The sequence below is a fragment of the Corynebacterium tuberculostearicum genome (genome assembly GCF_030229345.1).
Lineage (GTDB): Bacteria > Actinomycetota > Actinomycetes > Mycobacteriales > Mycobacteriaceae > Corynebacterium > Corynebacterium tuberculostearicum_G.
In genome coordinates, this window is the sequence record NZ_JASPGP010000018.1 from 1 (window position 1) to 18,368 (window position 18,368).

Annotated in this window: 19 protein-coding genes; 14 read left to right on the plus strand and 5 right to left on the minus strand. The window is 62.4% G+C overall.

Annotated elements, in window-relative coordinates:
• Positions 1-113 precede the first annotated feature (113 nt).
• A complete protein-coding gene (locus tag QP884_RS10625) occupies positions 114-2,327 on the minus strand; it encodes an NADP-dependent isocitrate dehydrogenase (RefSeq protein WP_238801184.1) in 2,214 nt (737 codons plus the stop codon).
• A 216-nt stretch (positions 2,328-2,543) separates the two neighbouring features.
• Between QP884_RS10625 and QP884_RS10630 the strand changes: the two genes are divergently transcribed.
• From QP884_RS10630 to QP884_RS10660, 7 genes are all read left to right on the plus strand, one after another.
• Positions 2,544-3,797 carry an MFS transporter gene (locus QP884_RS10630; RefSeq protein WP_284821991.1) on the plus strand — a complete coding sequence of 418 codons (1,254 nt, stop codon included), beginning with the start codon at positions 2,544-2,546 and terminating at the stop codon, positions 3,795-3,797.
• Positions 3,798-3,818: 21 nt separating this feature from the next.
• Positions 3,819-4,736, plus strand: coding sequence for an exodeoxyribonuclease III (locus QP884_RS10635; RefSeq protein ID WP_284821992.1), 918 nt, complete (start codon positions 3,819-3,821; stop codon positions 4,734-4,736).
• Complete coding sequence (locus QP884_RS10640) at positions 4,736-5,719, plus strand: trimeric intracellular cation channel family protein (protein WP_284821993.1); 984 nt, start codon at positions 4,736-4,738, stop codon at positions 5,717-5,719. The genes QP884_RS10635 and QP884_RS10640 overlap by 1 nt, the downstream gene beginning before the upstream one ends.
• A gap of 51 nt (positions 5,720-5,770) precedes the next feature.
• The gene (locus tag QP884_RS10645) at positions 5,771-5,962 is read left to right on the plus strand and encodes a hypothetical protein (protein ID WP_005322618.1); all 192 of its coding nucleotides are present in this window, start codon (positions 5,771-5,773) and stop codon (positions 5,960-5,962) included.
• Positions 5,963-6,079: 117 nt separating this feature from the next.
• A complete protein-coding gene (gene trpS / locus QP884_RS10650; RefSeq protein ID WP_005322617.1) occupies positions 6,080-7,105 on the plus strand; it encodes a tryptophan--tRNA ligase in 1,026 nt (341 codons plus the stop codon).
• Positions 7,106-7,207: 102 nt separating this feature from the next.
• Positions 7,208-8,287 (plus strand): YhjD/YihY/BrkB family envelope integrity protein, encoded by a 1,080-nt coding sequence (locus QP884_RS10655; protein ID WP_005326776.1) that lies wholly within the window; start codon positions 7,208-7,210, stop codon positions 8,285-8,287.
• 56 nt (positions 8,288-8,343) lie between these two features.
• Positions 8,344-9,276: an RDD family protein gene (locus tag QP884_RS10660; protein WP_284821994.1), complete on the plus strand. Its 933-nt coding sequence runs from the start codon at positions 8,344-8,346 to the stop codon at positions 9,274-9,276.
• Here the strand turns inward: QP884_RS10660 and QP884_RS10665 are convergent.
• Positions 9,239-10,444 (minus strand): D-alanyl-D-alanine carboxypeptidase family protein, encoded by a 1,206-nt coding sequence (locus QP884_RS10665; protein ID WP_284821995.1) that lies wholly within the window; start codon positions 10,442-10,444, stop codon positions 9,239-9,241. The genes QP884_RS10660 and QP884_RS10665 overlap by 38 nt on opposite strands.
• A 39-nt stretch (positions 10,445-10,483) precedes the next feature.
• Between QP884_RS10665 and QP884_RS10670 the strand changes: the two genes are divergently transcribed.
• Genes QP884_RS10670 through QP884_RS10685 form a run of 4 tightly spaced genes read left to right on the plus strand, consistent with a single transcriptional unit; the run spans position 10,484 to position 13,332 of the window.
• The gene (locus tag QP884_RS10670) at positions 10,484-11,374 is read left to right on the plus strand and encodes an adenosine deaminase (RefSeq protein WP_225745907.1); all 891 of its coding nucleotides are present in this window, start codon (positions 10,484-10,486) and stop codon (positions 11,372-11,374) included.
• A 21-nt stretch (positions 11,375-11,395) separates the two neighbouring features.
• Entirely contained in the window at positions 11,396-12,073 is a 678-nt protein-coding gene (locus tag QP884_RS10675; RefSeq protein WP_225745906.1) for a type 1 glutamine amidotransferase domain-containing protein, read from the plus strand.
• Positions 12,074-13,105, plus strand: coding sequence for an alpha/beta hydrolase (locus tag QP884_RS10680; protein WP_284821996.1), 1,032 nt, complete (start codon positions 12,074-12,076; stop codon positions 13,103-13,105).
• A gap of 26 nt (positions 13,106-13,131) precedes the next feature.
• Entirely contained in the window at positions 13,132-13,332 is a 201-nt protein-coding gene (locus QP884_RS10685) for a hypothetical protein (RefSeq protein WP_284821997.1), read from the plus strand.
• Between the two features lie 101 nt (positions 13,333-13,433).
• On the opposite strand, the gene QP884_RS10690 is transcribed toward QP884_RS10685, so the two are convergent.
• The 3 genes from QP884_RS10690 to QP884_RS10700 are packed head-to-tail and all read right to left on the minus strand — an operon-like array spanning position 13,434 to position 15,947.
• Positions 13,434-14,672 (minus strand): hypothetical protein, encoded by a 1,239-nt coding sequence (locus tag QP884_RS10690; RefSeq protein ID WP_284821998.1) that lies wholly within the window; start codon positions 14,670-14,672, stop codon positions 13,434-13,436.
• A 51-nt stretch (positions 14,673-14,723) separates the two neighbouring features.
• A complete protein-coding gene (locus tag QP884_RS10695) occupies positions 14,724-15,668 on the minus strand; it encodes a C40 family peptidase (RefSeq protein WP_284821999.1) in 945 nt (314 codons plus the stop codon).
• The gene (locus tag QP884_RS10700; RefSeq protein ID WP_225745901.1) at positions 15,669-15,947 is read right to left on the minus strand and encodes a chemotaxis protein; all 279 of its coding nucleotides are present in this window, start codon (positions 15,945-15,947) and stop codon (positions 15,669-15,671) included.
• A 57-nt stretch (positions 15,948-16,004) separates the two neighbouring features.
• Here QP884_RS10700 and upp point away from each other — a divergent pair, with 57 nt between their 5' ends.
• The 3 genes from upp (at position 16,005) to QP884_RS10715 (ending at position 18,346) form a co-directional block, all read left to right on the plus strand.
• Positions 16,005-16,640, plus strand: a complete 636-nt coding sequence (gene upp, locus QP884_RS10705) for a uracil phosphoribosyltransferase (protein WP_049378022.1) — start codon at positions 16,005-16,007, stop codon at positions 16,638-16,640.
• 47 nt (positions 16,641-16,687) lie between these two features.
• The gene (locus QP884_RS10710; RefSeq protein WP_225745900.1) at positions 16,688-17,062 is read left to right on the plus strand and encodes a helix-turn-helix domain-containing protein; all 375 of its coding nucleotides are present in this window, start codon (positions 16,688-16,690) and stop codon (positions 17,060-17,062) included.
• A gap of 93 nt (positions 17,063-17,155) precedes the next feature.
• Entirely contained in the window at positions 17,156-18,346 is a 1,191-nt protein-coding gene (locus tag QP884_RS10715) for a M20 family metallopeptidase (protein ID WP_284822000.1), read from the plus strand.
• Positions 18,347-18,368 lie beyond the last annotated feature (22 nt).

Genomic DNA, 18,368 nt, shown 5'->3' on the forward strand with positions numbered 1-18,368 from the left:
ATGCAATATCGAAATCAGACCCTTGAAGCCCTAACCGCCTAGAATTAAACCAGTCCAACTTTCGGGGGCCAGTTCACAATAAACGCTGCGGGGCGGCTTTTGCCTAGGAAGAATTACTTCTTCAGGCCGTCGATGATCTCGTTGAACTGAGCAACTGGGCGCATGACGGCAGAGGTCTTCTCGTCATTTGGCCAGTAGTAGCCGCCGAGGTCGGCGGGGTTGCCCTGGGCGTCGACAAGCGCCTGGGCAATCTCGTCTGCCTGGGAGGACAGCTGGGAAGCCACGTCTTTGAACGCAGCGGCGAGATCGGCATCGTCGGTCTGGTTAGCCAGCTCCTCGGCCCAGAAGGTGGCCAGGAAGAAGTGGGAACCGCGGTTGTCGATTTCGCCAGCCTTGCGGGACGGGGACTTGCCCTCATTGAGCAGGCGCTCGGTGGCCTTGTCCAGGGTGGCGGCCAGGACGCCGGCCTTCTCGTTGCCGTTGGTCTGCTTCTCGTGGCGGAAGGACTCGGCCAGCGCCAGGAACTCGCCGAGGGAATCCCAGCGCAGGTGGTTTTCTTCCTCTACCTGCTGGACGTGCTTCGGGGCGGAGCCGCCCGCACCGGTCTCGAAGAGGCCGCCGCCAGCCATGAGCGGAACCACAGACAGCATCTTGGCGGAGGTACCCAGCTCGAGGATGGGGAAGAGGTCCGTGTTGTAGTCACGCAGCACGTTGCCGGTCACGGAGATGGTGTCCTCGCCGCGGCGGATGCGCTCGATGGAGGTCTTGGTAGCGGTGACCGGATCCTCGATGGAGATATCCAGGCCCTCGGTGTCGTGGTCCTTAAGGTACTTCTCCACCAAGGACTTGATGTTGCGGTCGTGGCCGCGCTCTGGGTCGAGCCAGAAGATGGTCTTCATGCCGGACAGGCGAGCGCGGTTGACGGCGAGCTTGACCCAGTCCTGGATCGGGGCGTCCTTGGTCTGGCAGGCGCGCCAGATATCGCCTTCCTCCACGTCGTGGGAGATGAGAACCTCGCCCTGGGAGTTGCGAACCTCAACGGTGCCCGCAGCCGGGATCTTGAAGGTCTTGTTGTGGGAGCCGTACTCCTCGGCCTTCTGCGCCATGAGGCCAACGTTCGGCACGGTACCCATGGTGGTCGGGTCGAAGGCGCCGTTTTCCTTGCAATCCTCGATAACGGCCTGGTAAACGCCGGCGTAGGAGGAATCCGGGATAACGGCGAGGGTGTCCTGCTCCTCGTCGTTCTTATTCCACATGTGGCCAGAGGTGCGGATCATGGCAGGCATGGAGGCGTCAATAATGACGTCAGAAGGCACGTGCAGGTTGGTGATGCCCTTGTGGGAGTTGACCATGGCGAGGTCGGGGCCGTCGGAAAGCGCGGCGTCGAAAGCAGCCTTGATTTCTTCGCCCTTGTCCAGGTTCTTCAAGCCCTCGTAGATAGCACCCAGGCCGTTCTCGCCGTTGAGGCCGGCAGCCAGCAGCTCCTCGCCGTACTTGTCATAAACATCGGCGAAGAAGGCGCGGACGACGTGGCCGAAGAGGATGGGGTCAGAGACCTTCATCATGGTGGCCTTCAGGTGGGTGGAGAAGAGCACGCCCTCTTCCTTGGCGCGCTTGACCTGTGCGAGGAGGAACTCATCCAGGGCCTTGGCGGACATGAAGGTGCCGTCGATGACCTCACCCTTGAGAACCGGAAGCTCCGGCAGCAGGGTCTGCTCGCCATCGGCGGTCTTGAGGACGATGGACAGGGTGTCCTCGTTTTCCAGAATGACGGACTTCTCATTGTGGCGGAAGTCGTTGTCCGCCATGGTGGCAACGTTGGTCTTGGAGTCCTTGGACCACTCGCCCATGCGGTGCGGGTGCTTCTTCACAAAGTTCTTCACGGCCTCCGGTGCGCGGCGGTCGGAATTGCCCTCACGCAGCACCGGGTTAACAGCGGAGCCCTTGACGGAGTCGTAGCGGGCGGCGATGTCCTTTTCTTCCTCGGTGGAAGGATTATCCGGGTAATCAGGCAGATCGTAACCGGCGGCCTGCAGCTCGGCGATGGCCTTCTTCAGCTGCACCAGGGAAGCAGAAATATTCGGCAGCTTGATGATATTTGCTTCCGGGGTCTTGGCCATCTTGCCCAGCTCCGCCAAGGCGTCCTCGACCTTCTGCTCCTCGGTCAGGCGCTCCGGGAACTGCGCGGCGATGCGGGCGGCCAGCGAGATATCGCGGGTTTCCACGTCGATGCCAGCGGTGGAAGCGAAGGCCTCCACGATGGGCTTGAGGGAGTAGGTCGCCAGCAGCGGCGCCTCATCGGTACGGGTCCACGTAATCTTTGCCATGATTCTCCTAATTAACGTTGGAAAATTGTTCAAGTGCCCAGATTACCGATTTTGTGGGCGGCATGTGGGCCAGTTTGCGGAAAGTGATCCCCCATTTGCCGCCCCTTGAAAAGGGTTGCGTGGCCGCTGTCACCCACGCGCGGGAGGGGTGGAGATATTCACGAGCCCCCGCTGCGGGCATGCCACCGGCGCAGACGGGGTGTACCCTCACTCTCCATGAAAATCATCGATGAGCTAAGCCCGCGCAGCGCACACGAACACCGCGTTCGCCGCCGTCCGCTGCCGTTGCAAACGGAGATTACCGCCCGCCGCCGCGCCATCGTCATGGTGGCCATGGCCCTGGGCGCGTTTGCCATCGGCACGACGGAGTTCGTGTCTATGGGCCTGCTGCCGCTCATCGCGGATGATTTTGGCGTTTCGGAAGAAAACGCCTCCACACTCATCACCATCTATGCCATGGGCGTGGTGGTCGGTGCCCCGCTGATTGCGGCCTTTACCGGCAAGCTGCCGCGCCGCCGGCTCATCCTGCTGCTCATCGGCTTCCTCGTGGTGGGCAACCTCCTCTCGGTCTTGGCACCGAATTACGCCATCCTCATGATCGCGCGCTTTATTGCGGGCATGCCGCACGGCGCCTATTTCTCCGTAGCTAACCTTTCTGCCGCATCCATGGCGCCCCCAGGCGGCCGCGGCAAGGCCATGGCTTATGTGGGCATGGGCCTGGCCATCGCCACGGTTATTGGTGTGCCGGCCGCCCAAGCCCTCGGCTCCGCGCTGGGCTGGCAGGCGGCCTACCTGGTGGTCGTGGCTTTGGGTATCGTCACCGCCATTGCGTTGTTCTTCCTGATGCCGCACATGACGGAGATGAAGCAGACCGATATCCGCACCGAATTTGGTGCGTTCAAAAACAGCCAGGTGTGGTTCACCGTCATCATGGGCGTGGTCGGCTTTGGCGGCATGTTCTCCGTCTATACCTATATTTCGTGGACCATGACCGAGGTCGCCGGCATGGACCAGAGCCTCATCTGGGTGGTGCTCATGGCCTATGGCATCGGCATGACCATCGGCAATGCCTTTGGCGGCTGGCTGGCTGATCGCAACCTGGAGTTTGGCATTATCTTTGCCTTGGCCTGTCTCATCGTTATCTTGACGGCCTTCTACTTCCTCTCCGGCCACGCCATCCCCGCTACCTTGTGCTTTGGCTGCGTGGCGTTTATGGGCTCTACCCTGGTCCCTTCGCTGCAGCTGCGCTTGGTGCATGTGGCCGGCGACGCCCAGACTTTGGCCGCAGCCCTTAACCAGTCCGCGTTGAACATCGCAAACGCGGCCGGTGCGACCATTGGCGGCGCCGTGGTGGGTGCCGGCTTGGGCTACTCCGCTCCGGCGCTGGCGGGTGCCGGCCTGGCGGCGGCGGGGTGCCTGGTATGGGCTGCGACGATGTGGGATAAAAAGCGCCTTGCTCGCCGCGCCTAGGCATACCGATATGCTGTTGGCATGACCCTTACCATCGCGAGCGTAAACGTCAATGGAATCCGCGCTGCGTGCAAGCAGCGCAATGAAAATAACCCCGGAATGAACGCCTGGCTAGAGGAGACTCCGGCCGATATCGTGCTCATGCAAGAAGTGCGCGCAACCCCGGAGCAAGCCGAAAAGGCCCTGGCCCCAGCCCTCGAGGCGGGCTGGCACTTAGCTCTTGCCGACGCCGCCGCAAAGGGCCGCGCCGGCGTCGGCATCTTGTCCCGCACCCCGCTTGCCGACGTCGAAGTGGGCTTCGGCTCCTTTCCCGACGCCGGCCGATGGATCGCCGCTACCACCCGCGACATTCGCGTCGCCTCCCTATACCTGCCTTCCGGCGATACCGGTTCGCCGAAGTTGGATGAAAAGTACCGCTTCTTGGATGAGTTCCAGGAGGTGCTGGCGGAGAACGCGGCGCGCAAGAATTCTGATGGCAGCCCGGCCGATATGGTCATCGGCGGCGACTGGAATATCTGCCACCGCGCCCAGGACCTGAAAAATAATAAGGCCAACGAAAAGAAGGCTGGCCACCTGCCGGAAGAGCGCGCCTTCATGGACCACGTCTTTGGCGCGTTCCCGGATGACAAGCCGCAGGAGAAGAAGAACCTGGGGCAGTGGCAGGGAGTTGTCGAGTACGCCGGCGGCGAGCCGTGGGCCCCGGCCGCAGAACCGCAGTGGTTCGACGTCGCCCGCCGCCTGCACCCAGAAGAAAATGGTCCTTATACCTGGTGGACCTACCGTGGCCAGGCATTTAATAACAACGCTGGGTGGCGCATCGATTACCAGGCGGCCACCCGCCCGATGCTGGAGCGCGCGCAGCGCACCTGGGTGGATAAGGCCCCTACCGTGGAGCAGCGCTGGTCCGACCATTCCCCACTGCTGGTGGAGTACCGCTGATGACGCCACTATTTAGCGTCCTGTATGTAGTTGGTATTACGGCCGAGTCCATGACCGCCGCATTGTCCGCCGGCCGCCAAAAGCTCGACCTTTTTGGCGTCACCATGATCGCCTCCATGACGGCGCTGGGCGGCGGCACGGTGCGCGATATGATCCTCGATGATCCTCCCTTTACCTGGGTTGAGCACCCCATCTATTTGGTGATCGTCATCGTGGCGGCCGTAGTGACGGTGGGCATGTCCTTCCTCATGCACTATTTCCGCCACCTCTTCCTCATCTTGGATGCCCTGGGGCTTGCGGTCTTTTCGGTGCTCGGCACCCAAATTGCGGTCCATTTAGGTCACGGGTTCATTATTGCCTCGGTTTCCGCGGTGATTTCTGGCGTCTTTGGCGGCGTGCTGCGTGACCTGCTTTCGGATCGCATCCCGCTGGTCTTTTCCGGCGAGTTTTACGCCGCGATTTCGGTGCTCGCCGCGGCGCTATTTATGGCGCTGTACCACAGTGGCCTGGCCGAGGAACCGACCGCGATTATCACCGCCTCCGTGTGCTTTATTGCTCGCTTGGCCGCGATCTACTTCAAGAAGGGCCTGCCCGTCTTCGAATACCGCGACGCCGAGCAGCAGATGGACCCGCGCCTGCGTTTGTCCGCGCGCATCGTGCGCGATGGCGCCCGCAAGGCCAAGCGCAAGGCGGGCGCCGCCACGCGCTATGCCAGCCCGATCACGCGCCCGCTGACCCGTCCGCTAAGCCGACCCTTGAGCCGCACGTTTAGGAACAAGTCTCGAGCGTTTTCTACCGCGACCGAAGGAACGGACTACAGCGATATGTCGAGCAACCGCATCGCGCGCCGGCCGAAGCGGCAGTCGATTACGCGGCCGAGCGGCCGGCACTCGCCAGGGGCGAGGGGAGTCAACGTGGAGCAGCAGTGGAGCTTTAATAAGGGGGACGTCGGCAAGCGCAAGGCACCCAAACACAAGCAGTAGTGCTATTATGGGTAGGTCAAAAAATTCAGTAATCTGCAACGGAGAAAGTTCATGGCTCGCGCAATTATTTCTTTCGTCCTCGGCGCTGTAATCCTCGGCCTGAGCATCTGGTGGTGGACCGTTGTTGGTCCGTCCTTCGCTTTCCTTGGCCCCATCGTGCTTATGGGCGTGGGCGGCGCGCTGATGGTATCCGGTTGGGCCATCCTGATGGACGTAGTCAGCCCCACCTCCCGCAAGCTCTAACATCCTTGCGCCGCATCCCCTGCCTAATCGGGCAGGGGATTTTTCGATCCCTCGCTCAGGCGGCGCCGGGGAAGGATGTGAACCGCGCGGCGAGGCTAGGGGGTAGGATAAGGCACCATGACTGCAGACAATTCCACCGTTTCCCGCGTCCTGTCCGGTATCCAACCCACCGCTGATTCCTATCACCTGGGTAATTACCTGGGAGCGCTGAAGCAGTGGATTGACCTGCAGGACGGCTATGACGCCTTCTACTTCATCCCTGACCTGCACGCGATCACCGTGGAGCAAAATCCGGAGGAGCTGCGCAACCGCACCATCGCGGGTGCCGCACAGCTCATTGCCTTGGGCATTGACCCGGAAAAGTCCACGCTCTTCGTGCAGTCGCACGTGCCCGCCCACGCGGAGCTGACCTGGGTACTGCAGTGCCTTACCGGTTTTGGTGAGGCCTCCCGCATGACCCAGTTCAAGGATAAATCCGCCAAGCAGGGCTCGGACCGCACCTCGGTGGGCCTATTTACCTACCCGATCCTCATGGCCTCCGATATCTTGCTCTACTCGCCGGATTATGTGCCGGTGGGCGAGGACCAGCGCCAGCACCTGGAGCTGACCCGCAATCTTGCCGAGCGTTTCAACAATAAGTATGGCGAGACCTTCAAGGTGCCGGAGCCGTTCATCCCGGAGGGTGCGGCAAAGATTTATGACCTGCAAGAGCCGACGTCCAAGATGTCTAAGTCCGGCGCCAACCCGAAGGGCCTGGTCAACCTGCTTGATGCACCGAAGACCTCGGCTAAGCGCATCAAGTCCGCCGTGACGGATGACTTGGGCTCGGTGGCTTTTGACCGCGACAACCAGCCGGGTGTGTCCAACCTGCTGGTCATCCAGTCTGCGCTCACCGGTGAATCCATCGATTCCTTGGTGGAAAAGTACGCCGGCCAGGGCTACGGCCACCTCAAGGTCGATACCGCCGACGCGCTGCAGGAATTTACCACTCCGCTCAAGGCGCGCTATGACGAGTTGATGGCGGACCGCGGCGAGCTCGAGCGCATCCTGGCGCAGGGCGCGGAGACGGCGCAGGAGATTGCCCAGCCGCTTGTCGACGCCGTCTATGAAAAGGTCGGCTTCCTTCCCCGCCTGCGCAAGTAGTAAGCGGCCGCTTCCCCCGTGCCCCACCCCGCAAAGGGACAAGTGGGCATCTGCCAGTTACTCTAGGTGAGATAAAAACTGTGCGAGCAAGAAGGGAAGCACGTGCCTACCACCACGCAATCCTCCTCGAAGAAGACGGACCACTACGGCATCGAACGCGCCAATGCCGACGATCCCGGTGCGGTAGATAAGATTCGCTCCAAGTCCGGATTCGTTGACCACCTCATGCGCATGAACGAGCGCTACGGTGCCGAAGGCGGCAACCAGTTTGCCGCCGGCATCACCTATTATTCGGTGCTCTCCATCTTCCCGCTTGCCATGCTGGTCGTGGCCACCGTCGCCGCCGTCTTGGCTAACCGCGAGGACCTGCTCAATGATCTGCAATCCCATATCACCAGTTCTATCGATGGCGATATGGGAGATACGGTCAATGAGATCTTGGATACCGCCATTGACCAACGCGGCGCCATGTTCGGTATCGGTGGTTTGACCACTCTGTGGTCCGGCCTAGGCTGGATGAACAACCTGCGCATCGGTATCTCGGCCATGTGGGGCATCGATGCCAACGAGGGCGGTTCCTTCTTGAAGAAGAAGTTGTCTGACCTGGTGGGCCTCATTGGCCTTATCGTGGCATTCCTCATCGCCTTTGGCGTGACCGCTGCCGGGTCCTCCGGCCTTACCCAGAAGATCTTTGAGCGCGTAGGAATCGAGTCCTTCCCGGGCATGGACTCGGTTATTTTCTTTGTCGGCTTGGCAGTGGGCCTTCTGGCCAACCTCATCGTCATGTGGTGGCTGATTATGATCCTGCCGCGCACCAAGGTGCCGAAGAAGTCCGGCCTTATCGGCGCGGCCATTGGTGCCGTGGCTTTTGAGCTGCTCAAGCAGCTGTCCACGCTCATCATGTCCTCTGCTACCGGCAGCCCTGCCGGCGCGGTCTTCGGCCCCGTCATCGTGCTCATGGTGGTCATGTATCTGATTTGGCGCGTGGTGCTGTACGTCTCCGCGTGGACCGCCACCACCGCCGAGTCCCTGAAGTACGCTCACCCGCCGGTCCCAGAGCCGGCCGTTATTCGCGTCCGCAACGAGGTCAAGGAAGGCGCGCCTGCAGGTGCGACCTTCGGCGTTGGCGCCGCTGTAGGCGCAGCGGCCGTGGGCGCATGGAGCTTGTTGCGCCGTAAGTAAAATCTCCTCCTTAGGGGTGAGGCCGCCGCTGCCAGTGGGCTTTAAGATGGAGCATTATGAACGCCAATGACATCGCACCGAATCTTTATGAGGAATGGGGACTAGATCGCCGCGATGGCGAGCACGAGCTCTTAGTCTTGCTGGAGTCCAAGGATGTGCTGCTACAGCAGCAAGGCCAAGACATTGAAGAGCCGCGGCGCGCGCAGCTGCGCATCGCTGCCAGCGTCTTGGGCTCTGCTGCAAAGCGGGCCGAATACGATAAGGCGTGCGCGGCGGGAGTGCGCCCCACCTGGGGAGACCTCGGACAGCTGGGCGCGGTAGGGCAGTGGAACCCGCGGCCACAGCAAGCCCAGCAGCAAGCTCAGTCCTTTCAGCCGGGTCAGGCGGCCGGGTCGGGGCGTCACGCTCAGCAGGAACCACGATTTGCGCAGACCGCGAGCCCCTACGGGTCGCCGTATGCGCGCAATCCCTTTGCCCCGCAGCACAATCCATTCCCGCCGGCAACGGCGAACGCGGCTGTACCCGCGCCGTTGGTACAACAACCAGCGGCCGAAATTAGCCAGCGCGCCGGTCAAGATGCGCGCATCGGCATGGCCATTTTGGACCTCATCTTCTTTTCGCTCATTAGCGGCAGCTTCGGCGGCGCGCTGCTGTCCGGCGGCGTGGATGAGCTCTCGACGTTCATTGGCGGCGCCATCATCTTGCTGCTCTACACCTTGGGCACCGAATGTTGGCTCGGCGCCAGCCCGGCCAAGCTGCTGATGGGCTACACGGTGCGCGATGTCGACACCAAAGAGCGGCTCACCCTCACCCAGTCCGCTAAGCGCCAGTGGTGGCGCCTAGTCAATATCGTGCCGGGCCCCGGTACGTTCGCCAGCTGGGTGGGCGCCGGCGTGCATACCTTCACCATTTCGGAGAAGAATAACCGCCGCGGCTCCCACGATGAGTGGGCTAACGCCGAAGTAGTGAAAAAGCACCCACGCAAATAGCCAGCAACACTACGGCGCCGGCGATAACCCAGCCGAGCCACCCCTGCACCCCGGCCAAGGAGGAGTTGGCCGATTGTGCCTGGGCATCGGGGGCCGGGGTGGCAGCGGGGGAGGCAGGGGAGTCGGCGTCGGAATGGGCGTCGGCAAGCAACTGCCCTACACCGTCACCGGGATGCACCTTATAGGCCTCGTGCAGCAGCTTCTGGGCCTGCTCCCACGCGCGCGGGCCGTGCTCCACGGTGGTATCGAGCAGCACCGCCTGCAGCCGTCGGCCATGGCGGTCGAGCGCGCCGACGAAGGTATGGTGCGCGTCATCGGTAAAGCCCGTCTTGCCACCAATGCCGTCCGGATCATTGAGGAAGAGCCCGTTATCGTTGCCTAATTGGTAACCATCAAGGTCGCCCCAGCCGGGGAACTCCACGGACTCTGTATCCACAATCCGCGCGAAGGTCGGGTTATGGAAGGCCGCGCGGTAAATGCGGGAAATGTCCTCTGCCGAGGTAGACATGCCCGGGGCATCGAGCCCGGAGTAGCTGGCCGCATAAGTGGAATTCGTGCCGATCTCGGCCGCCTTGTCATTGACCTTGCGCAGCGTGGCCTCGTCCCCGCCCAGTTCCTGGGCCAGGGCGTGCGCGGCATCGTTGCCAGAGGCCATGAGCAAGCCCTGCAAAAGCTGTTCCACCGTGTACGTGCCGCCCGGGCCGATGCCTACCGCTGAGCCATCAATCTGTGCCGATTCTTCGCCCACCTCGACCTTCTGGTGCAGATCCAGTTCGTCGATGACCACCAGCGCCAGCAGCGCCTTGATGATGGAGGCCGGCCGGTAGCGGCCGTTAGGGTCCTTCATCGCGATGATTTCGCCGGTATCGATATCGGAGACCATCCACGCCGCAGCCACCACATCCTTATCCACCTTGAACCCTTCGGGCAGGGTGGTGCCGCAGGCCTCATCGCTATCCACCGGCGGCAACGGGGTGGGGGAGGCCTGCCCAGGAGCGAGGCGCTCTGAGGTGGTGGTGGCCTTTTCCGGGCGCTCGGCGTGCGGGCACTTATCGGTATCCGGGGCGGCGGTACGCGTGGTGGTCGGAGTTTCCGGCTCTTCCGCCAGCGCGAGCGGTGCGCCGCTGAGCAGGACGGCAACGAGAGAACTAGCGATAATTCTTTTCATGACATGACACATCTTAGGCCCGTGCCTACGATGGGACGCATGCATGACGCGCCTTTGATTAGCCCTGAAAACAAGGACTCCGCCGCCGACGTGGTGGCCAAGCTGCCTAAGGTCTCCCTCTTTGAGACCATTAACTCCACGGCCGCCACGCCGGAGGAACTTACCGCGACCATCCGCGAGCGCTACGAAGCCTTGGCCGCCGATGGCGTGGTCTACGCGGAATTGCACCTGGATCCAGCAGCGATTGGCCTAGACGCTGCCGCGGTTGTCGAAGCCGCTGGTGCAGCCCGCATTCCTTCCCTCGACTCCCGCCTCGTCCTCGCCGGCACGGCCCCTGAGGCAGTAGTGCCTGACGACGCCCCCGTGGTGGGCTACAACCTGCCCCAGGACCAAGCGGGCACGGCCGCGGACTTCCGCGCCGCATACCTGCCCACCCAGATTCACGTGGGCGAGGACTTCGCAGAAGTAGAGCGCGCCGCCCAGGCCGGCGTGAACCGCCTTATCCACCCGGTGAATATGATCGATGACTTCACTGCGAATATTGAAGGCATCGTGCCGGGTAAGGCCTCTGGCTACATCCGCGACCGTCATATTCCCCTGGTCTTTACCCCACTAGAGGAGGCCGAGGAGCTGACCGACCACCCACTGCCACTGCTGCAACAGCTGGGTTTTACCTGCACCATTTCCTCGGGCGCGACTACCTTGACCAAGCAGTTCCTTGCGCTGAGTGAGACTTTTGGCTACGGGCTGGAGGAATTTTTCGATCTTACCGTCAAAGCGGTGGAGAATTCCTTCGCTGACCAGGAATTACGGCAGCATCTGCTAGAAACGGTTATCTTGCCAGCATACGAGGAACTATCTGATCCGGAGCTTGCTGGCCCGGACACGGAAGGGTCCCTCGCAGATGCTGCAGACGCCGCTGAAGAATAGAAACGATTAAAGGAGAATTACATGCCTTCCGTACTTTTTGTTGTTACCGCTGCTGAGGAATGGACACTGGCCGATGGCACCAAGCGCCCGACCGGCTATTGGGCCGAGGAGCTTATTGCCCCGCACCGCGTCTTCCAGGGCGCAGGCTGGGATATCCACTTCGCCACCCCGGGGGCGAAGGCTCCCGTCGTAGATGAGTACAGCCTGGAGGTGCTGCCCGATAACGTGCGCATGGCGCAGGAAAATTACCTGGCAGAGTTAGGCGTAGCGCTGGAGAACCCGATGAACCTGGCCGATGTCAATGAGGAAGACTATGACCTCATTTTCTACCCAGGCGGCCATGGCCCGATGGAGGATCTGGCCTATGACCAGGATTCCGCTAAGCTGCTGCAGGCTCGCATGGATTCCGGCCGCAAGCTTGCCTTGCTCTGCCACGCCCCAGCGGCGATGTTGGCCGTGGATAACGAGAACTGGACGTTCAAGGGCTACAAGATGACCGCCTTCAGCAACGCTGAGGAGGGCGAGGACGTCATCGCCGCCGCTAAGTGGGCGCTGGAGACCCGCCTGCGCGAGCTCGGCGCGGATTACCAGGAGACCGATCCGATGTCCCCGAACGTCATCGTGGATCGCAACCTGTACACCGGCCAGAACCCGGCTTCCTCTGAGCCGCTGGCACAGCGTATCCTGCGCGATTTCTAAATGCGCGTTTCGCGAGTCCTCAAGGCCGGGGTTGCCCTGACCGGCGTGGTCGGGGCAGCGGGCATGGCGGCGTATGCGCTCAGCCGCCGGCCGTACCTGCGTGAGGTGGCACCGGGGCTGCGCAGCCCGATTTTGTACCTGCCAATGCACCTGCTTGCCGACGCCACCTTTGCCCGAGCCAGCCGCTTCTTTGCCAGCATCGATTTCTCCCGTCCGGTGCGGCATGCGGTGGACGTGACGGAGTTTTCCGCTTCCTTCGATGGCCACGCCTTTAGCGCCCGCGTGCTTACCCCACGTGGCGATGCTCAGGGCGCAGCCACCGCTGGGCCGCGCCCCGTGGTGGTGTGGACGCACGGCGGCGGCCATCTTATCGGTGGACCGGCCATGTATGACCCGCAAAATGCCCGCATGGCGGCCGAGCTCGGTGCCATCGTGGTGGCCCCGCGCTACCACAAATCCACCCAGGAGCCGTTCCCCGCGGACCATGATGAGTGCTATGCCGCGCTGCGCTGGGTGCAAGAACACGGCGATAAGCTGGGCGGGGATACCTCGCGCATCGCGGCCGCCGGCGATAGCGCCGGCGGCGGCCTTGCCGCGGGCTTGGTCCAGCGTGCCTTTGATGAGGGCCATCCGGTCCGCGCGCTCGGCTTGGTCTATCCCATGCTGGATCACCGCACCACGGATAAGTCCGGTGCGGTGGGCCAATTCATCTGGACGGCGGGCCCGAACCGCGGCGCGTGGTCGATGTATCTGGGGGATGACCACCTGGATGTTGACCTGCCGCCCTATGCTTCACCGGCCACGCGCAGTGATCTTTCCGGCCTGCCGCCCACGTGGATCGGGGTAGGCGGCATCGACCTCTTCTGCGATGAATCCGTGGCCTTTGCCCAAGCCCTCGATGCGGCTGGCGTGGACACCACCCTGGATGTGTGGGCCGGCGCCTACCACGGGTTTGACCAGATTAAACCTAAGGCGCCGCAATCGCGCGAGCTTATCGACGCCCTCATTGACCACCTCCGCCGCCACCTCTAAGGTCACGTACTAAGGGAGGACGAGCGATGAAATACAACACGCACGTGTCGTGGGTCGTAACTTTCATCAGCCTTATTGTGCTCGGCCTGATTCTGGGCGGGGTCTTTGGGATAGGAACCCTGGGCCGATCCATTGTTGGCCTCAGTGCCTTTATTGTGTGGCTGATTTTCGATAAATACATGCGCGACCGGACCCGACGCCAAGAGGAAGAAGCGCCGGGCCGCTAGACGCAAAAAGCCGCCCCCTCTCCGTCCAGCTGCTGTGCAGTCGGGCAGAGGCTAGGGCGGCGGATGCCACGCGCGGCCGAGGCCGCGCGAACCGTGCGGGTTTAGAACTTGGAGAAGCGCTTGATGAGCATATCCTCCAAGCCCTTCCAGGACTCGGCGTGCTCGTTATATGGCTTGGACGGTACGTAGCCGGCGTGCTCGGTGGAGCCGAGCATGTAGCCCAAGTAGTCCTGCAGGCGCGGGTGAGCCAGCATATAGGAGTTAATGGAATCGTCGCCGGCCCAGTCGGCGGCATCGGCGCATACCTCGTAGCAGCGCGCCATCTGATCGGAATCGACGGCCTCCGGGCCCTTTTCGATATCGCGCACGATGCCGTTGAAGGAGTACTGGTTATCCGGGTGGACCTGAACTTCTAGCTCGCCGGCATTAGCGGCGGCGACAACCTCTTCCCAGGTGGATACGCGTGCCAGGTCGTGGTCGTCGTTGTCCATGATCCAGCGCACCAGGGTCTTCGGGGAATCGAAGGTGAAGATTTCGCCCCACTTGCCCAAGAAGATGGGCTTGCCGTCCAGGTAGGTGCGCAGGGTGTAGACGGACTTGGATTGCGCGGTGATCTTGATGGGATCGATGCCGGCGGCGGCCCACGGGGAGTTATCGTACGGGTCAGCGGCCTCGGCGGCGGCCTTGCGCTTTTCCTCGGCTTCCTTGGCCGCTGCAGCGGAGGCGGCGGCAGCAGAAGAGATGCGTTCCTTGGCATCGGAAACCTTGGCCGCATCAAAGTCATCGCTGGAGACCACGCGGACGTGCTCATCCAGGTCCTCGATGACCTTCTTCCAGTTGCCGGCGATGACGTGGCCCACGCCGGACCACTCGCTCATGCCCTGTTCGCCGGAGTAGTGGTCGGCGCCGCGAGAGACATTGCGCAGGATGGAGTGGGAGGCGAAGAAGATGGTGGTGTGCTCTGCACCGGCGACGTCGGCAAGCGCAGAGGCCATCTCCAGGTTGCGGGCCACCGTGGATACGTTCCGGTGGCTCGGGCGACCAGCCAGCGCCTCCGGCATGCCGATGAGGTCATACTCATCGCGCTCGGCCGGGGTAACGCGGTCCGCATCGCGGCCAGCAAACTGGTCCCACTGCGGGTGGTCCAGCAAATCGTGCTTAGTGTCAGACTCCACGAAGCACAGCAGCTCGGCGGGTGAGTTAAAGGCTAGGACGGCCTCGTCGTCGCCCAAAAAGGCCTGCCACTCGGAGCCATTTTGGCGCCACTTGGGTGCCCAGAGGGTATAAAAATCGCCCTCGGTCAGCGAGAGCTTTACAGGTACAATTGCGCGGGTGCTCATGGCGTTTTAGTCTACCCAACGCCCTAAGCAGCGCGCGAGGCCGCACCGGCCTTAGGCCGTGGGCCGCCAAAAGCCTTTGAATTGCATACCCATATTTGTGGTGCGCAGCGGGTTGGTTTGCACCGGGTCGCCGGCCTCCACGATTTCGCCATTGCCGGAATACATTGCCACGTGCCCATCCCATACCACTAGGTCACCGGGCTGCAATTGATCCGCGCTGACCTGCTGACCAACCGCCTGCTGGTCCGCCGTGCGCGGCAAGTCCACCCCGGCCTGCGAATAAGCCCATTGGGTAAGGCCCGAGCAATCGAAGCCGCCGTTTCCGGTGCCGCCCCACACGTAGGGCTGTCCCACTTGGCTCTTCGCCGCGGCGACCGCGGCCTGCCCGGCGGCCGAATCACCCTCGGCAGAAGGCTCAGGTGCGGGCGGGGGAGAAGGCGCGTCGTGTGCGGCAGCATCGGCGCCGGCACCAGCGCCCGCCGCGGATTGTTCTGGAAGAGCGGTGGTTTGCTGGGTGCTGGTGGGGCTTAAGGGGGCGTCGGCAAGCGCGGAGTGCACCGGCCGCTGCGCTACCGGCTGCAAGGACTGAGCGGCCGCGCTGAGATCACCCATCAGACGCTGCACGCGGGCAGTGGCCATGCCCAAGTGCTGGGAGATAAGCGCGCGAAGCTGAGCCAGAGCGGCGGCACGCGCCGACGGATCCAGCGACAGGAAACCCAGCGCGGTGGGCAGGGCCTGGCGCACCAGCTGCGTTGCAATGCCCACCAGATCCCGGATGGTGCCCGCCACCAAGGTGCGGGCCTGGCCGAGCGCGGCAGAGATGGTTGCATTATCGAGATCGATATTTTTCGCCGATTCGAGTAGGGGAGCGGGATTGCCGTGGGCGATAGCGGCCAAAGGCTCGGCGGCGGAAAGATCCGGCACGCGGGGAAGCTCAACCTCCGGAAGCTGCGCCGGTTGCATGGTGGCAATCTGCTTGAGCGCGGTATCGAGCATCTACATCGCCGCCCCAAGGTGCTGGCCTAGCGAGGCATCGGTGTCTTCTGCTTCGCGCGACATCTGGAATCCGGAGTGGGCAACCTGCCCCATATCGTTGCGCAGCACGCTCATGCGCGCGCCCACATTATCGAGCGCGGCATGCACGGCCTCATTGAAAGCTGTGAATGCGGAATCTTCAGGCAAAATTGGATGGGGCGGATTCTCCACTTGGGACTGGGCGTGCAGGTCGCGGGCGAGGTGGCGGGCATAGTCAGTATCGATCGTGAAAGGTCTCATGCCCTATTGGACTGCCCGATGGCCCATTTGGTTCCCAAAAAGTTTAAAGTGGTGGTCATGGACATCCACGTAGTAGACCACCCGCTTGCCGCCTCCCGCCTTACCCTCATGCGCGATGCGCGCAGCGATAACTCCGCTTTCCGCGCCGCCCTGAAAGACTTGGGCGCCATGCTTGTCTATGAAGCATCCCGCGACCTTGCCGTGGAGAACTTCGACTGCGCCACCCCGGTTTCTACCGCACAGGGAACCCGCCTGCAGGACCCGCCCATCATCGTGCCGATCATCCGCGCCGGGCTGGGCATGGTGGACCCGGCCCTGTCTATGATTCCGGATGCGCAGGTCGGCTTCATTGGCATGGCCCGCAACGAAGAGACGCACGAGCCGGTGCCGTACCTGGAGGCATTGCCGGAGGACCTGACCGGCCGTACGGTGTTCGTGGTGGATCCAATGCTGGCCACCGGTGGTTCCCTGCTGCACGCATTGCGCCTGCTCGCTGGCCGCGGCGCCACCGATATCACCGCCATCTGCATGGTCTCGGCGCAGCCGGGTGTGGATGCGCTGGCTGAATCCGATCTGCCGGTGCGCCTAGTCACCGCCGCTATCGATCCTTCGCTCAACGAGGATGCTTATATCGTGCCGGGCTTGGGCGATGCTGGTGACCGCCTCTACGGTCCGCGCAATATCGACCTTTAAGGTAATCTTCTCCCTGGAAAGGCGACCGCACTTTCCAGGGGGAGAATATGAGTTTCATTCATCTAATGTGGTCGAGCTACGGCCACGGATTTTCGCAACAATTGCGGCGGGTGCGACAGCGTCGGGGGATTTCGCAACAGGCGCTGGCGGAGATTTCTGGGGTATCGCGCAGCCAAATTTCCAATCTGGAGCGCAACGAAAATGGCATGCACGCCATGGCCGATCCGCAGCTGTCTACGGTATATAAGCTGGCCTTGGCTCTAGAAATCCCGCCGGCGGTGCTGCTGCCGGCCGGTGGGGACGTGGTGGAAGGACATTTGACCGATTCCGCGGTGGCCGTCGCCGAGGACGTCGCGCCTTTCCCGCAAGGCTATGTGGACCGGCGTCGGTTTGCCGCCACGTGGAACGGCGCCCTGAACTAGCGCACCCCGCATCACCACCTGAGTTACTGAACCGCATGGTCTAGTTGTAGACTTTGCACCCAGACGTATTTCAACGACAGGGAAGGCACGCGGATGATCTCGGAATTCATCAACGAGTGGTTCAATGCCCACCGTGCGGAGGTCATCGCGTGGCGGCGCCATATCCACCGCCACCCGGAAACCGCGAACCAAGAGGTGGAAACCACCAACTTCCTAGCCTCTATCCTGCAGGACTATGGCTTGGAGCCACAGCGCTTCCCACAGACCGGCCTCATGGTAGACATAGGCCCCGATACGGAGCTAGGCCGGCTGGCCTTCCGCGCCGATATCGACGCCCTGCCGGTCACCGAGGTCACCGGGCTGGAATATACCTCCGAAGTTCCCGGAAAGATGCATGCCTGCGGCCACGACGTGCACACCACCGTGGCGCTCGGTCTGGCCTGTGCATTGGCGGATTTCCAGCGCGTCCACGACCTGCCGCTGGGCATTCGCGTCATCTTCCAGCCGGCCGAAGAGGTATGGGTCGGCGGTGCGACCGACGTCATTGAATGGGGCGCGCTGGAGGGCGTGCATTCCATTTTTGCCATCCACGCCGAGCCCAAGCTGCGCGTGGGGCGCATCGGTATCCGCGCCGGGGCGATCACTTCTGCTACCGACGTGGTGGAGCTCAATATCAAGGGCCCAGGCGGGCATACCTCCCGGCCGCACCTGTCGGCCGATGTCGTCTATGCCCTGGGCAAGGTCATCACTGAACTGCCCGCGCTGCTTTCGCGCCGCGTTGACCCACGCACCGGCACCGTTTTGGTTTTTGGCCAGGTCAATTCCGGCTATGCGCCCAATGCCATTCCGGAGACCGGCAGCTTGACCGGCACCATGCGCACGGCGGATATTGTCATCTGGCGCGATATGCAAAGCCTCTTTACCGAGCTGGTGGATCAAATCCTTGCGCCGGTAGGCGTAGAACATGAGCTGACCTATAACCGCGGCGTTCCGCCGGTGCTTAACGACGACGTCGCAACCGCCCTGCTTGCCTCCGCAGCCCAATCCATCGATCCGCAGGCCGTCGTGCAAGCCCCGCAATCCTCCGGCGGCGAGGACTTTTCCTGGTACCTAGAAAAGGTCCCCGGTTCCATGGCGCGGCTTGGCTGCTGGTCCGGCGAGGGCGAGCAGCATGACCTGCATATGGGCGATCTCATCGTGGATGAGCGGGCCATAGGTGTGGGCATCAAGCTCTTCGGCGCCGTGGTTGAGCAGTTCATTGGGGAGAATGCGGAGACAGACTAACGCGCTTTAAGGTCCTACACGT

What these genes read in the sequence shown, in the direction of transcription:
- QP884_RS10635 (WP_284821992.1), top strand. Translation starts at nt 3,819, where the DNA reads ATGACCCTTACCATCGCGAGCGTAAACGTCAATGGAATCCGCGCTGCG.
- QP884_RS10710 (WP_225745900.1), top strand. Translation starts at nt 16,688, where the DNA reads ATGAGTTTCATTCATCTAATGTGGTCGAGCTACGGCCACGGATTTTCG.
- trpS (WP_005322617.1), top strand. Translation starts at nt 6,080, where the DNA reads ATGACTGCAGACAATTCCACCGTTTCCCGCGTCCTGTCCGGTATCCAA.
- QP884_RS10670 (WP_225745907.1), top strand. Translation starts at nt 10,484, where the DNA reads ATGCATGACGCGCCTTTGATTAGCCCTGAAAACAAGGACTCCGCCGCC.
- QP884_RS10660 (WP_284821994.1), top strand. Translation starts at nt 8,344, where the DNA reads ATGAACGCCAATGACATCGCACCGAATCTTTATGAGGAATGGGGACTA.
- QP884_RS10630 (WP_284821991.1), top strand. Translation starts at nt 2,544, where the DNA reads ATGAAAATCATCGATGAGCTAAGCCCGCGCAGCGCACACGAACACCGC.
- QP884_RS10665 (WP_284821995.1), bottom strand. Translation starts at nt 10,444, where the DNA reads ATGAAAAGAATTATCGCTAGTTCTCTCGTTGCCGTCCTGCTCAGCGGC.
- QP884_RS10640 (WP_284821993.1), top strand. Translation starts at nt 4,736, where the DNA reads ATGACGCCACTATTTAGCGTCCTGTATGTAGTTGGTATTACGGCCGAG.
- QP884_RS10675 (WP_225745906.1), top strand. Translation starts at nt 11,396, where the DNA reads ATGCCTTCCGTACTTTTTGTTGTTACCGCTGCTGAGGAATGGACACTG.
- QP884_RS10625 (WP_238801184.1), bottom strand. Translation starts at nt 2,327, where the DNA reads ATGGCAAAGATTACGTGGACCCGTACCGATGAGGCGCCGCTGCTGGCG.
- QP884_RS10645 (WP_005322618.1), top strand. Translation starts at nt 5,771, where the DNA reads ATGGCTCGCGCAATTATTTCTTTCGTCCTCGGCGCTGTAATCCTCGGC.
- QP884_RS10695 (WP_284821999.1), bottom strand. Translation starts at nt 15,668, where the DNA reads ATGCTCGATACCGCGCTCAAGCAGATTGCCACCATGCAACCGGCGCAG.
- upp (WP_049378022.1), top strand. Translation starts at nt 16,005, where the DNA reads ATGGACATCCACGTAGTAGACCACCCGCTTGCCGCCTCCCGCCTTACC.
- QP884_RS10685 (WP_284821997.1), top strand. Translation starts at nt 13,132, where the DNA reads ATGAAATACAACACGCACGTGTCGTGGGTCGTAACTTTCATCAGCCTT.
- QP884_RS10680 (WP_284821996.1), top strand. Translation starts at nt 12,074, where the DNA reads ATGCGCGTTTCGCGAGTCCTCAAGGCCGGGGTTGCCCTGACCGGCGTG.
- QP884_RS10690 (WP_284821998.1), bottom strand. Translation starts at nt 14,672, where the DNA reads ATGAGCACCCGCGCAATTGTACCTGTAAAGCTCTCGCTGACCGAGGGC.
- QP884_RS10715 (WP_284822000.1), top strand. Translation starts at nt 17,156, where the DNA reads ATGATCTCGGAATTCATCAACGAGTGGTTCAATGCCCACCGTGCGGAG.
- QP884_RS10700 (WP_225745901.1), bottom strand. Translation starts at nt 15,947, where the DNA reads ATGAGACCTTTCACGATCGATACTGACTATGCCCGCCACCTCGCCCGC.